Annotated in this window: 17 protein-coding genes; 15 read left to right on the top strand and 2 right to left on the bottom strand. The window is 39.3% G+C overall.

Annotation, left to right across the window (positions count from 1 at the left end; genetic code table 11):
* Position 1 precedes the first annotated feature (1 nt).
* The 3 genes from L1S31_RS06400 (at position 2) to L1S31_RS06390 (ending at position 3,159) form a co-directional block, all read left to right on the top strand.
* Complete coding sequence (locus L1S31_RS06400) at positions 2 to 1,081, top strand: HlyD family secretion protein (RefSeq protein WP_236463702.1); 1,080 nt, start codon at positions 2 to 4, stop codon at positions 1,079 to 1,081.
* 36 nt (positions 1,082 to 1,117) lie between these two features.
* Positions 1,118 to 2,707 carry a DHA2 family efflux MFS transporter permease subunit gene (locus L1S31_RS06395; RefSeq protein WP_236463700.1) on the top strand — a complete coding sequence of 530 codons (1,590 nt, stop codon included), beginning with the start codon at positions 1,118 to 1,120 and terminating at the stop codon, positions 2,705 to 2,707.
* A gap of 101 nt (positions 2,708 to 2,808) precedes the next feature.
* A complete protein-coding gene (locus L1S31_RS06390) occupies positions 2,809 to 3,159 on the top strand; it encodes a hypothetical protein (RefSeq protein WP_236463698.1) in 351 nt (116 codons plus the stop codon).
* 134 nt (positions 3,160 to 3,293) lie between these two features.
* On the opposite strand, the gene yaaA is transcribed toward L1S31_RS06390, so the two are convergent.
* The gene (gene yaaA, locus L1S31_RS06385) at positions 3,294 to 4,052 is read right to left on the bottom strand and encodes a peroxide stress protein YaaA (RefSeq protein WP_236463696.1); all 759 of its coding nucleotides are present in this window, start codon (positions 4,050 to 4,052) and stop codon (positions 3,294 to 3,296) included.
* A 165-nt stretch (positions 4,053 to 4,217) separates the two neighbouring features.
* Here yaaA and L1S31_RS06380 point away from each other — a divergent pair, with 165 nt between their 5' ends.
* Genes L1S31_RS06380 through L1S31_RS06360 form a run of 5 tightly spaced genes read left to right on the top strand, consistent with a single transcriptional unit; the run spans position 4,218 to position 7,064 of the window.
* Positions 4,218 to 4,700 carry a hypothetical protein gene (locus tag L1S31_RS06380; protein ID WP_236463694.1) on the top strand — a complete coding sequence of 161 codons (483 nt, stop codon included), beginning with the start codon at positions 4,218 to 4,220 and terminating at the stop codon, positions 4,698 to 4,700.
* 3 nt (positions 4,701 to 4,703) lie between these two features.
* Complete coding sequence (locus L1S31_RS06375) at positions 4,704 to 5,159, top strand: GNAT family N-acetyltransferase (protein ID WP_236463692.1); 456 nt, start codon at positions 4,704 to 4,706, stop codon at positions 5,157 to 5,159.
* A 3-nt stretch (positions 5,160 to 5,162) separates the two neighbouring features.
* The gene (locus L1S31_RS06370) at positions 5,163 to 6,125 is read left to right on the top strand and encodes a YitT family protein (RefSeq protein WP_236463690.1); all 963 of its coding nucleotides are present in this window, start codon (positions 5,163 to 5,165) and stop codon (positions 6,123 to 6,125) included.
* 11 nt (positions 6,126 to 6,136) lie between these two features.
* A complete protein-coding gene (locus tag L1S31_RS06365) occupies positions 6,137 to 6,592 on the top strand; it encodes an META domain-containing protein (RefSeq protein WP_236463688.1) in 456 nt (151 codons plus the stop codon).
* A gap of 10 nt (positions 6,593 to 6,602) precedes the next feature.
* Positions 6,603 to 7,064 (top strand): hypothetical protein, encoded by a 462-nt coding sequence (locus L1S31_RS06360; RefSeq protein ID WP_236463686.1) that lies wholly within the window; start codon positions 6,603 to 6,605, stop codon positions 7,062 to 7,064.
* Here the strand turns inward: L1S31_RS06360 and L1S31_RS06355 are convergent, their stop codons facing one another.
* Positions 7,065 to 8,315, bottom strand: coding sequence for a TPR end-of-group domain-containing protein (locus L1S31_RS06355; RefSeq protein WP_236463684.1), 1,251 nt, complete (start codon positions 8,313 to 8,315; stop codon positions 7,065 to 7,067).
* Positions 8,316 to 8,472: 157 nt separating this feature from the next.
* Here L1S31_RS06355 and L1S31_RS06350 point away from each other — a divergent pair, with 157 nt between their 5' ends.
* The 7 genes from L1S31_RS06350 to L1S31_RS06320 all read left to right on the top strand — a co-directional run bounded on the left by L1S31_RS06350 (position 8,473) and on the right by L1S31_RS06320 (position 14,317).
* Positions 8,473 to 8,793, top strand: a complete 321-nt coding sequence (locus tag L1S31_RS06350) for an ArsR/SmtB family transcription factor (protein ID WP_236463682.1) — start codon at positions 8,473 to 8,475, stop codon at positions 8,791 to 8,793.
* Positions 8,790 to 9,293, top strand: coding sequence for an SRPBCC family protein (locus L1S31_RS06345; RefSeq protein WP_236463680.1), 504 nt, complete (start codon positions 8,790 to 8,792; stop codon positions 9,291 to 9,293). Before L1S31_RS06350 ends, L1S31_RS06345 begins: the two co-directional genes overlap by 4 nt.
* 21 nt (positions 9,294 to 9,314) lie before the next feature.
* Positions 9,315 to 9,677, top strand: coding sequence for a DoxX family protein (locus L1S31_RS06340; RefSeq protein ID WP_236463677.1), 363 nt, complete (start codon positions 9,315 to 9,317; stop codon positions 9,675 to 9,677).
* A gap of 208 nt (positions 9,678 to 9,885) precedes the next feature.
* Positions 9,886 to 12,489 carry an ATP-dependent chaperone ClpB gene (gene clpB / locus L1S31_RS06335; protein WP_236463675.1) on the top strand — a complete coding sequence of 868 codons (2,604 nt, stop codon included), beginning with the start codon at positions 9,886 to 9,888 and terminating at the stop codon, positions 12,487 to 12,489.
* Between the two features lie 216 nt (positions 12,490 to 12,705).
* Complete coding sequence (locus L1S31_RS06330) at positions 12,706 to 13,188, top strand: helix-turn-helix transcriptional regulator (RefSeq protein ID WP_236463674.1); 483 nt, start codon at positions 12,706 to 12,708, stop codon at positions 13,186 to 13,188.
* An 80-nt stretch (positions 13,189 to 13,268) separates the two neighbouring features.
* Complete coding sequence (locus L1S31_RS06325; RefSeq protein WP_236463672.1) at positions 13,269 to 13,841, top strand: DUF4199 domain-containing protein; 573 nt, start codon at positions 13,269 to 13,271, stop codon at positions 13,839 to 13,841.
* Between the two features lie 98 nt (positions 13,842 to 13,939).
* Positions 13,940 to 14,317, top strand: coding sequence for a VOC family protein (locus L1S31_RS06320; protein WP_236463670.1), 378 nt, complete (start codon positions 13,940 to 13,942; stop codon positions 14,315 to 14,317).
* The last annotated feature ends 52 nt before the right edge of the window (positions 14,318 to 14,369 follow it).

The following is a 14,369-nucleotide window of genomic DNA, read 5'->3' as shown; positions in this document are numbered from 1 at the left end:
CATGGAAACTAAAAAAACAAATACAAAATTCCGTTTGATATTCATCGTATTGCTGGCTATTGGCCTAACGTATGGTGGTTACAAATTCTACCATTCCCTTTCCCACGAAACGACTGATGACGCTCAGGTAGCCAAAAAAATGAATCCAATCATTCCAAGGGTTTCTGGTTACATTACCAAAGTTTTTGTAAAGGATAACGATATAGTAAAAAAAGGCGATACGCTTTTCGTTATTGATAACAGCGATTATGTCGTAAGGGTTGAAGAAGCTAAAGCTAATTTGGCTGCAGCCGAAAACAACGTAGAGGTTGCTAAGGCTGACATTGGAACTTCCCAGGCAAATGTGTCTGTTTCGGAGGCCAATGTACAATCAGCTACAGGAAGCATCGAAACTGCAAGAATCCGATTAAGAAGAGCCTCTGCCGATTTCGAACGTTATAGCAATCTTTACAAAAATCATTCGATTACCAAACAACAATACGAACAGGCCGAAGCAGCAATGCAGGAAGCCCAAAGCCAGTTAAAGATATTACAGGATCAGCAGAAAGCTTCTTCTTTCCAGAAAACGGTAGCTTCTGCAAGAACCAATGTGAGCAGCAAACAGGTTAGTGTGGCTGCAGCCAATGTAAAGAAAGCACAGGCTGCATTGGATGCCGCAAATCTAAACTTAGGGTATACTGTAGTCACTGCTTCTATCGATGGGCAGGTTTCTACCGTTGACATTCAACCGGGACAATTGGTACAACCGGGACAATCGTTGTTTTATATTATCAATAATCAGGAAACCTGGGTGATTGCCAATTTCAAGGAAACCCAATTGAACAAAATGCGCGAAGGACAAAAGGTAAAACTGAAAATCGATGCTTTCCCTGGAACGGAGTTTGAGGGCCAGATTACTTCCTTCTCACCTGCTACCGGTTCTAAATTCTCCCTTTTGCCTCCGGACAATGCCAGCGGAAACTTTGTAAAAACAGTACAAAGGCTTCCAGTTAGAATCAACTTTACCGAAAATAATCCAAAAGATAAATTGCAATTGCTACGTTCAGGAATGAACGCCGATGTTGATGTTATATTGAAATAATTTAAAATTCAAAATTTATAATTTAAAATAACAAACATGGCTAAAGCAGCAGTAGTTCAGGAAGATTTAGTGGAATATGGCTTTCGAAGGGTCATCATCACCATTACCGCGGTTCTTTGTGCCTTGCTCGAAATTGTTGATACAACAATTGTAAACGTCGCATTGAACAACATGCGCGGAAGCCTTGGTGCAACCTTAACCGATGTGGCTTGGGTAATCACAGCTTATGCCATTGCGAATGTAATTGTGATTCCGATGACGAGCTGGCTGTCACAACAGTTTGGCCGAAGGAATTACTTTGCCGCTTCCATCATCATTTTTACCGTAGCATCATTCATGTGCGGAAATGCCGATAACATCTGGGAATTGGTAGCATTCCGATTCATACAGGGTCTTGGCGGTGGAGCCTTATTGGTAACAGCCCAAACCATCATCACCGAAAGTTATCCAATTGAAAAACGTGGAATGGCACAGGCTATTTACGGAATGGGAGTTATTGTGGGACCAACATTAGGTCCGCCATTGGGAGGTTATCTTGTAGACAACTTCTCGTGGCCTTATATTTTCTACATCAACATCCCAATTGGGGTTGCAGCAACCTTATTGACCTTATCGTTTGTAAGAAGTCCGAAATACGGAGAAAAATTAAAAGCCAATCAGGTTGACTGGCTTGGTATTGGATTATTGGCGGCTTTTATTGGTTCGCTGCAATACATCCTTGAACATGGGCAACAGGACGATTGGTTCAATGACAATACCATCACAACATTAGCCATAGTCAGTTTCTTTGGTTTGTTCTTTTTCATTTGGCGCGAGCTTACCTATAAGCATCCAATCGTGAACCTCAGCGTGCTCAAAGATAGTAATCTAAAGGTTGGTGTAGTTATGAGCTTTATTATGGGATTTGGGTTGTATGGAACGACATTCATTGTTCCGATTTATACCCAGTCTATTTTGGGATGGACTGCAACTGATGCCGGTCTGCTTTTGGTTCCGAGTTCGATTACGGTTGCGATATTCATGCCTATCATTGGTAAAATGATACAAAATGGAGTGCCGCAAACTTATTTGGTGGCACTTGGATTCCTATCGTTCTTTATATTCACCTTTTGGATGCATAATGTAATGACTCCTGATACGGGAACAGAGCATATGTTCTGGCCGCTTATCGTTCGTGGTATCGGATTGGGATTATTATTTGTTCCGATAACAACACTTTCGCTTTCGGCACTCAAAGGAAAAAGCATTGGTGAAGGCGCAGCCTTTACCGGAATGATGCGTCAGCTTGGTGGTTCTTTCGGAATTGCAATCATCACAACCTATATTGCCCGTTTCGGACAGGAACATCGTATGAATCTGATTGCAAATCTGGACATGACCAAGGTAAATGTCCAGGACAGGTTACATGCATTGCAAAGAGGATTTATGGCAAAAGGCTTCAGCCCTGATCTTGCCCTACAGAAAGCGTATAAGGTTTTGGATTATGGCATAACCAAACAAAGCACGGTCCTGTCATACATGGATATTTTCCTTTATCTGGGATTGCTTTTCCTGTTCTGCATACCTTTTATCCTTTTGGTAAAAAAAGGCAAAAATAAGGTCGATGTCAGCGAAGCAATGCATTAATTAACTAATTTACAAGTTATTAACAATTTGCGGATTTTTAAGAAACATTTTATTAAATTTGATTTCAGGCTAACGATACATTAACCTTAAATCAAAGAATCATGGGACTTTTTGGGAAGAATCAAAAGAAAATCATCGAAGACCTTCACCGAAAAAGTGAAGACCATTGTAAGGAAATCACAAAAGAAATTGAAGATTTGCTGGATGATTTGAAAACTGATTATGATGAAAATCAGGAAGTGGTGAATGAGTTCTCTTCGTTTGTAGATGAACTGAAAACAAAACTAAGCCCGGAAGATGCAAACAAACTAATTGATTTTTCATCAAGGCTGAGCAAAGTAAAGCGATGTGCCAAAAAAGGCGTTGAAGCTATGAGGGAATTGGCACGAGACCAACGAAAACTTACCAGTGAAACCCGAATGGAATACGAAGAATATTTTTATACAAGATAACAAACAAAAAGCTCCCGGTCGGGAGCTTTTTTTATTGGTGGTTCCAACCGGGTTTTGTTCGGGTCATGTTCGGGATTGTGCCACTATAAAGCTATTTTTTACCGAACGGATTTCGAGCATGAATAAATCAAAACCTATCTTGTAAAAACTAACGTATTTCCTTTACTCAGATTCGCATCAAAAGCATAACCTTCATAATTGAATCCTTTTAAATCATCAATGGTTTCGGCATTGGTGTCAATGATGTAACGCACCATCATGCCTCTCGCCTTTTTGGCAAAAAAACTGATCATCTTCAGCTTTCCGTCTTTGTAATCCTTAAACTCTGGTGTAATCACAGGAACCTTTAAAGCCTTTGCATCCACAGCATGGAAATACTCATTGCTCGCCAGGTTGATGAACAATTCACCTTTTTTCAATTCGCTGTTCAATTCCTTGGTGATGGTTTTTTTCCAAAACTCATACAGGTTTTTGTTTTTCCCTATTGGCAATGAAGTTCCCATTTCCAAACGATAAGCCTGCATTAAATCCAACGGTTTCAACAAACCGTACAATCCGGAAAGAATGCGGAGTTTGTCCTGTAAAACCTCTAATTTATCGTTGGGCAGAGTCGCAATGTTCAAACCCAGGTACACATCGCCATCAAAAGTATACACAGCCTGCCGTGCATTGTCTTTTGTAAATGGCGCATGCCAGTCCTGATTGCGCTGCCAGTTCAATTCGGCAAGCTTATCCGAGATGTCCATTAACTGCATTAATGCTTTGGGCTTTTTCTTTTTTAAGGTTCTCTGAATGGTTGTTGCCTGTTTTAAAAACTGGGGCTCAGTAAAAACAGTTGTAGGGATTTCTTTTTCAAAATTTAATGATTTGGCTGGCGATATAACGATTTTCATAATAGCTGAATTGAGGTTCAAAAATACAAATTCGACACTAAAAATACATACGCAAAAAGGAATAGTTTTGATTTCCAAACCGATAAAAAATACTTTTAAAAATGTTAATCTTTTAGCATAAAAATGTTAAAAGCCGTAAATTGCAAGTACTAAAAACACACAACAATGCGAAAAATACTATTCCTTTTATGCCTTGCGCTGGTCTTTTCCTGTAAGAGTAAAAAAAACAACACCACTAAACCTGTAACCGTCAAACCCACAGAAAAACCGAGCAATCTGGTTAAGCCTGAAGAAGTTGAGGAAATCAAAAAAGACCGGGCTTATGACATTGGTAAACGTTTATTGGAATCCTGCAACACTTCAAGGTTCAGGGCTTTTAGCTCCAGTGAAGTTACCGACAAGGTAAGGCAGAATGCTACTAAAGAGAAAATTTCTACCATTTGTAAAAAAATAAATCAGCGTAACGGAAGGTTCCTGGGCATTAACCTGATTGACATTACCCGCGATAAAAAAACCAAGGATTTGATTTTCCGCTACAGCATTGATTACGAAAAGAAAATGTACAAACGGGAATTAAAGGTTACTGTAAACACCGAAAACAAAGTGTCTGCCATTGCCACCAAGGAAGTAACCGCAAAACCAATGTAATCCATGATTTTTAGAGAAGCGACGATAGCTGATATCAAACAAATTCAAGTAGTTCGAAATTCCGTTACCGAAAACACCTTATCGAATCCAGATTTGGTTACCGATGAAGATTGTGTTACATTTATAACAGTACGTGGCAAAGGCTGGGTTTGCGAAGTCGAAAACACCATAGTAGGTTTTGCCATTGCCGATTTGGTTGACGAGAATATCTGGGCACTCTTCCTCCATCCTGATTTTGAAGGTAAACGTATTGGCAGGAAGCTGCACGACATGATGCTCGATTGGTATTTTTCAACCGGAAAAAATCATGTATGGCTTGGAACCGCACCCAATACCCGAGCCGAAAATTTCTACAGGAAATCGGGTTGGAATCCAACCGGAATGCATGGCAGGGAAATTAAGTTTGAAATGACAAATCAGGATTGGGAAAACATAAAAGCAACCAAAATCAAATTATAAGCCATGAATTCACTTTGGAAACAAATAATCATAAGGACAACATTGCACGATGAAAGTGGCAAGGCTTATTCCAGTTATGCTTTAGCAAAAGGATATCGGGAGTTTATCATACTATTAAAAAGGCATGTCAAGGATTTCTTCTTAATCGGAATCGGGATTTTATCAGCCACATTCGGATTCAAAGGATTCCTGCTGACCAATCACTTTATTGATGGTGGTGCCACTGGGATTTCGTTATTGGTTTCTGCATTAACAGATATTCCATTATACATTTTGATTATTGGGGTCAACATCCCTTTTGTCATTTTGGGTTACCGGATAATGGGACAGGCATTTGCCATCAAAACCGCTTTAGCCATTACCGGGCTTTCAATCTGCCTGGCAACAATTACTTTCCCTGATGTTACAAGGGATAATTTACTGGTTGCGGTTTTTGGGGGATTTTTCCTTGGAGCCGGAATTGGGCTTTCCGTTCGTGGTGGCGCAGTAATTGACGGCACCGAAGTTTTGGCGATTTACCTCAGCCGGAAATTAGGAACTACGATTGGTGACATCATCATCATCATCAACGTGATGATTTTTTCTGCGGCAGCATATTTCCTCGGAATTGAAGTGGCACTTTATTCGATGATTACTTATTTGGCTGCCTCCAGGACTTTAGATTTTATTGTAGAAGGTATTGATGAATATATTGGCGTTACTATCGTTTCATCGCGTAGCGAAAAAATGAGGCAGATGATTATTGATAAGATGGGACGTGGCGTTACGGTTTACAGCGGAAAAAAAGGTTATGGAAAACGAGGGGAAACCAAGGAGTTTGACATTATTTACACCGTCATCACCCGATTGGAACTCAATAAACTCAATACTGAAATCCAAAAGATTGAACCCACCGCTTTTGTAGTAATGAATAGTGTTAAGGATACCAAAGGGGGAATGATTAAGAAAAGACCCTTAAAACATTAAATTTGGAAATCATGAACCGGAAGATTTTTTTATTGATGATAGTGGTTCCCGCATTCTTTGCCGGATGCAGCAGTCAGAAAACCACTGATGTAAAAACTTCCAATGGCAGTATTCCATTTTATGATACTACCTGGGAATTGGAGTACATTTCGGGACCACGTATTGCCTTTGAAGGTCTATATCCTGAAACAAAACCCTACATTACTTTTACAGAAGCCGAAAATAAATTTGGAGGCAACAACAGCTGCAATGTTTATAGTGGAGCGTTTACCCTAAAAGGAAATACCATTCATTTTGGCGACGCCATTACAACTATGAGATGGTGTGAAGGTGATGGTGAAAAGGCCTTTATGAATATGCTGGGCAAAGTCAACAAATATGCTATTGACAGCTATGGAAAGCTTTTGTTATTAACCGACGATATTCCGATGCTGCGCTTTAAAAAAATTGCAAAAACACAACACTAAAAATAAAACTATGAAAAAACAGATCTTACTTCCGATTATTTTTGCTTTCCTTTCAATTGGTTGCAAAAAGGAAACTCCGGCTCCAACCCCAACTGAGCCTGTTGTTGAAGAAACAGCTCCAGCTGTGAGTAAAACAGAATGTTACGCGTATGATGCCAATGGCAGTAAAATTGAATTGGAACTTCAAACCGAAGGCACTGAAGCTAATGGCACCTTGAATTATGCCTTGGCTGAAAAAGATAAAAATGGCGGGACTTTTACCGGTAAACTGGAGAACAATATTTTAATTGCTGATTACCATTTTCAATCAGAAGGTGTTGAAAGTACGCGTCAGGTTGCCTTTAAATTGGAAGGTGATAAGCTGATTGAAGGTTATGGTGAAATGACTATGGACGGAACTCATTTTAGGGATGTGTCCCAAATAAAATTCACTTCGAATATGCCGTTAAGTAAAGTTGATTGTACTGAATAATCAGTCCAGTTTGCAACTGAACAATATAGGATTGCTTACTTTCTCCGAATTTAAAACGCCATTTTGATCATAGGCACTCCATGGTGAATTGGCAAAAAAGTATAGCTTCTCTCCTGCCATTGTTGCCAAGGCTGGTTCGTTAAACTCCGGTCGGTTATTGTCCAATATTTTGAAACTGATAATTTCATGTTGTTGTTCATCCAATTTGAATTGCAGCAGCCTTATCGGTTTTACTCCATTTTGGACAGTTATCAGGCTGTTTTTATAAAATACCAATCCGTCAATGCCTTTGGTTGTAGTATCATCAGGAAAAGCCAATACAGTTTTGGCTTTAGTAATCATATCAACAACCGTTATTCCCTTTAAATAATCGGCCACAAACAATTTGCTTTGCATTTCATTGAAAGCCAATCCCTGCAGATTATAGCCTTCATTTTCAAATGAAACAAATTCTGAAATAGCGTCATTCTGGATTTTATAAACCATTGGTTTCCCACTATCCGAAATATATACGATTCCGCTTCTTGCTATAATCAAATCACCAAAAACATGATTGCCTTCTACACTAAAGCGCTTTACTATTTTTTTGGTCTTGATGTCGACCTTAAGGATTTCAGCCTTTCCATCTAAAGCTTTGTCAAAACCTTCCATTTCAGGAAAAGCTGCAGTGGCTACCCAAAGGAATTCTTCTTTGGCATCTGCTTTTAAGGCCAGCACCGAAAGCATTTTATCATTAAGCCAGTCGGTGCATTGCCCGGTTTTGATATCAAATGAGATGATCTTTCTTTTTCGGATACTTGATGCTAACCATATTTTGGATTTAGGCAAATACGTTAAGCCTTCCGGATGCAGTTCCTTTTCACTTAAAGTGATTACAGGTTTTGAGCTTTCAATTATTTTGCCCTGAGTTTTCTTTAACTCCAACAGGTTTCTGAAGGTCTGATCCTGCTTGATGGATTTGAAATCATCATCATTTTCGAAATCGGCAGTATTGTTCATTAAAACCAATTTTTTCAAAGCGGTAAATGCCTCCTCGGGATTATTGTTTAAGGCATTGGCAGAAGCCAGATTGTAGGTATACGTTGGATGAAAAGGACGAAGGCTGTCTAGAGTCGTTGTAAGCTTTAAAAAGCTTTTATAGTCCTTGCTTTCATATGCCTTGATGCTCGCATTATAAAGTTCGCGCTGTGATTGGGCAAACCCAAAAACATTGACCATCAGAATTACCAAAATAACCAGCCGTTGTTTCATAAAATTGATTTAAAATGGTTTTCGGTATGACGCATTTTGGCTAAATTTATTACACCTATTCCATAAAAATTAAAAAAAAGTGTTAAAAAATTTGCGCAACCAAAAAGTTGCGTATATATTTGCAACCGATTAGTTTCGCATTTAAAAAATAAAAAAGATGAGAAGAGATATATTCCAGGCTATTTCAGACCCAACAAGAAGAGCCATAATTACTTTGATAGCACTACAGGCAATGACGCCAAACGCCTTGGCTGAACATTTTCACACCAGCAGGCAGGCTGTTTCAAAACATATTAAAATTTTGGTGGAATGTGAAGTGGTCAAACAGGAACAGATAGGACGTGAAATTTATTATAAACTTGAAGTCGAAAAAATGAAAGCAATAGATCAATGGCTGGAGCAGTTCCGGAAGATATGGGAAGATAAATACAATCAATTAGACAATATATTATCAACATTTAAAAACAAGAAATCATGAGCATCGATTTAACTATGGACTTTTCCGTAAACAAACAAAACAACACAATTACAGTAAAAAAAGCATTTGACGCAGAACTTCCATTAGTTTGGAGAGCCTACACCGACAGTGAAATATTAGATCAATGGTGGGCACCAAAACCATGGAAAGCACGAACAAAATCTATGGATTTTAGGGAAGGCGGCCGATGGCTTTATGCTATGGTAGGACCAAATGGCGAGGAGCACTGGTCGGTTGCAGACTATCTTAAAATTGAAGACCAAAAAAGCTTTACGGCAACAGATGGTTTTACAGATTCTGAAGGCAAAATCAATAAGGAAATGCCACAATCAAAATGGGATACCGATTTCAAAGGCGTTGAAGACCACACCGTTGTGACATTCCACATCACCTACCCTGAATTGAAAGATCTGGAAGCTACAATCGCAATGGGCTTCAAGGAAGGATTAACATTGGCAGCTCAAGGATTGGACGAATATTTTGCATCTTTGAAAAAATAACTAAATCTAAATTCAATATTTATGAAGAAACACAAAATCATTTTTTGGATCACAACAATCATCATTTTCCTGATGGAAGGCGTTATGCCGGCACTAACCTCACAAACCGAAATGGCTAAAGAGGGAATCAAACATCTGGGATATCCTGAATATTTCGGGAATGCGCTCGTAGTTTTTAAGATATTAGGAGCACTGACCTTAATTATTCCTGCAGCACCAAAACGCCTTAAGGAATGGGCTTACGCCGGATTTGCATTCGATTTTATCTTTGCAAGCATCAGTCATTTTGCAGTTGACGGAATTGGATTTGAAGGGTTCATGCCGTTTATTTTCCTGGCAGTTCTGGCCGCTTCGTACAATTCGTACCACAAGCTAAATCCGTAAAACATTCCGTTACAATTATTTTAGTTATAATTAGAAAGCAGCTACGGCTGCTTTTTTTTATGGTTAACTGTCTTGTTTTAAGACATTTTGACTTATTTACATCCTGAAAATCATATAAAAAAAGACATTTTGTCTGTAATTCTCCATTGGAATATAAATTGTTATTTGTGGTTGAAAAAATAACACACTAATTACAAGGATAAAAATTATGAATATAAATCAATTAACCATTAAATCGCAGGAAGCTCTGCAACAGGCACAGCAGCTTGCACAAGGTTTTGGTCAACAGCAGATAGAAAACGAACACATTTTCAAAGGCATACTCGAAGTTGACGAAAACGTTACGCCATTCATCCTGAAAAAACTCAATGTGAATGTCGATTTATTTAAAAAGATATTGGACAGCACCATTCAAAACTTTCCAAAAGTTTCGGGCACTGATATCCTATTTTCACGTGATGCCAATGCGATGCTGAACGATGCAGCTGCCATTGCCAAAAAAATGAATGATGAATATGTTTCCATCGAACATTTGATTTTGGCGATATTTAAATCAAAAAGCAAAGTAGCCCAAATCCTGAAAGATCAGGGTGTAACCGAAAAAGGTTTGCAAGCCGCCATTGACGAAATCCGCAAAGGCGAAAGAGTAACTTCTGCTTCTGCTGAAGAAACTTATAATTCACTGAGCAAATACGCCAAAAACCTGAACGAATTGGCAAAGCAGGGAAAATTAGACCCTGTTATAGGCCGTGATGAGGAAATACGCCGTGTGCTTCAGATTTTAACCCGAAGAACCAAAAACAACCCAATGCTTATTGGAGAACCAGGAGTTGGTAAAACAGCCATCGCCGAAGGTTTGGCACATAGAATCGTAGACGGTGACGTTCCCGAAAACCTCAAGGACAAGGTAATTTATTCTTTGGATATGGGTTCGCTTATAGCCGGAGCCAAATACAAAGGGGAATTCGAAGAAAGATTGAAAGCTGTTGTCAAGGAAGTAACTTCTTCTGAAGGTGATATCGTGCTTTTCATTGACGAAATCCATACGCTTGTTGGTGCCGGAGGTGGCGAAGGTGCCATGGATGCAGCCAACATTTTAAAGCCTGCATTGGCTCGTGGCGAACTGCGTGCAATCGGTGCAACGACATTGGATGAATATCAAAAATACTTTGAGAAAGACAAAGCACTCGAGCGTCGTTTCCAAAAAATCATTATTGAGGAACCTGATACCGAAAGTGCGATTTCAATCCTTCGCGGTATCAAGGAAAAATATGAAACGCATCACAAGGTTCAGATTAAGGACGAAGCAATTATGGCAGCAGTCGAATTATCGCAACGCTACATCACCAACCGTTTCCTTCCTGACAAGGCAATTGATTTGATTGACGAGGCGGCTTCGAAACTCCGAATGGAAATCAATTCCAAACCCGAAGAACTGGACGTGTTGGATAGAAAAATAATGCAGCTGGAAATCGAGATTGAAGCCATCAAACGCGAGAATGACGAAAGCAAAATGAAAATTCTTTCGATGGATTTGGCCAACCTCAAAGAAGAGCGCAACGAAATCTTTACCAAATGGAAATCAGAGAAAGATGTGGTTGATAACATCCAATTGGTAAAACAGGAAATCGAAGATTTCAAATACGAAGCCGAGCGTGCTGAACGTGATGGTGATTACGGAAAGGTTGCCGAAATCCGTTACGGAAAAATAAAGGAAGCACAGGAACGTTTGGATAAATTCCAAGCCGAATTACAGGAATTCCAAGCCGGAACATCCTTAATAAAAGAAGAAGTTACCCGTGAAGACATTGCGGAAGTCGTGGCCAAATGGACCGGAGTTCCGGTAATGAAAATGCTTCAGGGAGAACGTGAAAAACTGCTCAAACTCGAAGAGGAACTGCATCATCGTGTAGTTGGCCAACATGAAGCCATCGAAGCTATTAGCGACGCTGTGCGTAGAAGCCGTGCCGGTTTGCAGGATATGAAAAAACCAATTGGTACTTTCCTGTTCCTGGGAACAACCGGTGTTGGTAAAACCGAATTGGCAAAAGCCTTAGCGGAATATTTATTCGATGATGAAAACGCGATTACGCGTATCGACATGAGCGAATACCAGGAACGCCACAGCGTAAGCCGTTTAGTTGGTGCGCCTCCGGGATATGTCGGTTATGACGAAGGTGGTCAGTTGACCGAAGCCGTTCGCAGAAAACCGTATTCGGTAATCTTGTTGGACGAAATTGAAAAAGCGCATCCTGATACTTTTAACATTTTGCTGCAGGTTTTGGATGAAGGAAGATTAACAGATAACAAAGGCCGTTTAGCCGATTTCAAGAATACGATTATCATCATGACTTCCAATATGGGAAGCTCGATAATACAGGAGAAATTTGAAAATTTAAAAGGCGATATCGAAACCGCAATGGAAGCCGCAAAAACTGAAGTTTTGGGATTATTGAAACAAACAGTCCGTCCGGAATTCATCAATCGTATCGACGAAATTGTAATGTTCACGCCATTGAGCAATTCCGACATCAGTCAAATTGTAGGCTTACAACTCAAAAGTGTCATCAAAATGCTGGCAAAACAAAACATTACTCTAGACGCTACTCCCGAAGCTATTGAATATCTCGCAATGAAAGGTTACGACCCGCAATTTGGCGCACGTCCTGTAAAAAGGATTATCCAAAGGGAAGTACTCAATCAGCTTTCCAAAGAAATCCTTGCTGGTAAAATCGCAACGGACAGTATTATTTTACTGGATAGTTTTGACGGGCAGTTAGTTTTCAGGAATCAAAGCGAACTCGTTTCATAATTAAAATAGGATAATTTAGGTTGGCAAAACCCTGATAGTGGAAACATTATTAGGGTTTTGTTTTTTATCAGTAGCACAGCTTATGATTATTTACGACGCACATTCCCGCTGTCCGCTTTACTTCGGTATCGCTCCCATCGGGGCTACAAATCACGTTTCGCTATTTTCTCGCGTTTATTGGCTGTTTCCTATTGGCTAATTTTCTATTTTTGGTAAATGATTGAAAAGCTAAAACGACATAAGGAACTCCTGGGTTATGCCGCAATGATGGCGGTATTGATGCTGCTGTTGCGTTGGCTGGAATTCCGCTTTTTAATACTCGAACATCAGTTTGAAATCTACGTTACAATAATCGCAGTCTTCTTTTTGCTGTTTGGAATCTGGCTTGCGAATAAAATAACGAATCCAAAAGAAAAAACCATCATTGTAGAAAAGGAAGTACGGATTAACATCAACGAACCTTTTATATTAAACGAAACCGAACTCGAATTACGCAAAATAAGCAAACGCGAACTCGAAGTATTGAGCCTTATGGCAGAAGGTTTGAGCAATAATGAAATCGCCGAAAGATTATTTGTTTCATTGAACACCGTCAAAACCCACAGCGCAAAATTATTTGAAAAACTCGAAGTAAAACGCAGGACACAGGCCATTGAAACCGCCAAAAAATTGGGGCTCCTCGCTCCTACTTTAGGATGATTTATTTAAAATCACCCAAAAGGATGAGCGGTTTTCAGACTACATTATCAACCTTTGCCACATAATCTAAAACAAAAATTATGAAATCGAAGATTCACGAGTACCAAAAAAACAATAACTCAAGCGCGAGTAATAAAATTATCTTAACTTATGGTTTAATAGCGGGTGCAATAGTAACCGCATTTATGGCTTATGGTGTCTATTCAATGAACCAAAATCCTGATTGGGAAGGCAGCATGATCCTGGGTTACACCGGAATGCTGGTAGCCTTTTCCTTTGTATTCATTGGCGTTAAAAATTATCGTGACAAACAAAACAATGGCGTCATTACCTTTGGCAAAGCCTTAAAGATTGGCGCGTTGATTTCTTTGATTGCGTCTACGATATATGTTGGCGTATGGCTTATCGAATACTATTGCCTATATCCTGATTTCATGGAAAAATATACTGCAGCTTCCATTAAAAAAATGAGCACTTCCGGAATGACTCCAAATGAAATTAAAGCCAAAACCGACGAAATGATGATGATGAAGGACATGTATAAAAACCCTTTTTGGGTAATTGTCTTCACTTACGTTGAAGTATTGCTTCCAATTGGGTTGTTGGTTCCGTTTATCAGTGCGACCATATTAAAAAAGAAACAAGCTAATTAAGAAAAACCATGAAACGAACGACTTTAACAATAACGCTGATAGCTGCCTCGTTTCTATTAGGCTTTACAACTAAAACAATAATTTCTAATAAAAATACAATGAAAAAAGTAACAGGAATTGGAGGCGTTTTCTTCAAATGCAAAGACCCAAAAGCAGTTAACGAATGGTACAAAACACATTTAGGATTTGATACGACTCCTTACGGAACAAGCTTTGAATGGCTTGACAAAGATGACTCTACCAAAAAAGGGCTTACCCAATGGAACCCTTTTCCGGAAAGCACTAAATATTTTGAGCCTTCTACAAAAGACTTTATGATAAACTACAGGGTCGAAAATTTAGTAGCTCTTGTAGAAGAATTAAAGAAGGAAAACGTAACCATTGTTGACGAGATTGCAACTTACGATTACGGGAAATTTGTCCACATTCTCGATCCTGAAGGAAACAAAATAGAACTTTGGGAAGCTACAGAATAGGCAGATTCTGTTGAAATAAAGCAAAGCCGAATGATAACATTCGGCTTTTTTG

Source organism: Flavobacterium wongokense (assembly GCF_021608265.1).
Lineage (GTDB): Bacteria > Bacteroidota > Bacteroidia > Flavobacteriales > Flavobacteriaceae > Flavobacterium > Flavobacterium wongokense.
Note: the sequence above shows the minus strand (reverse complement) of the source record. Positions and strands in the feature narration are given on the sequence as shown.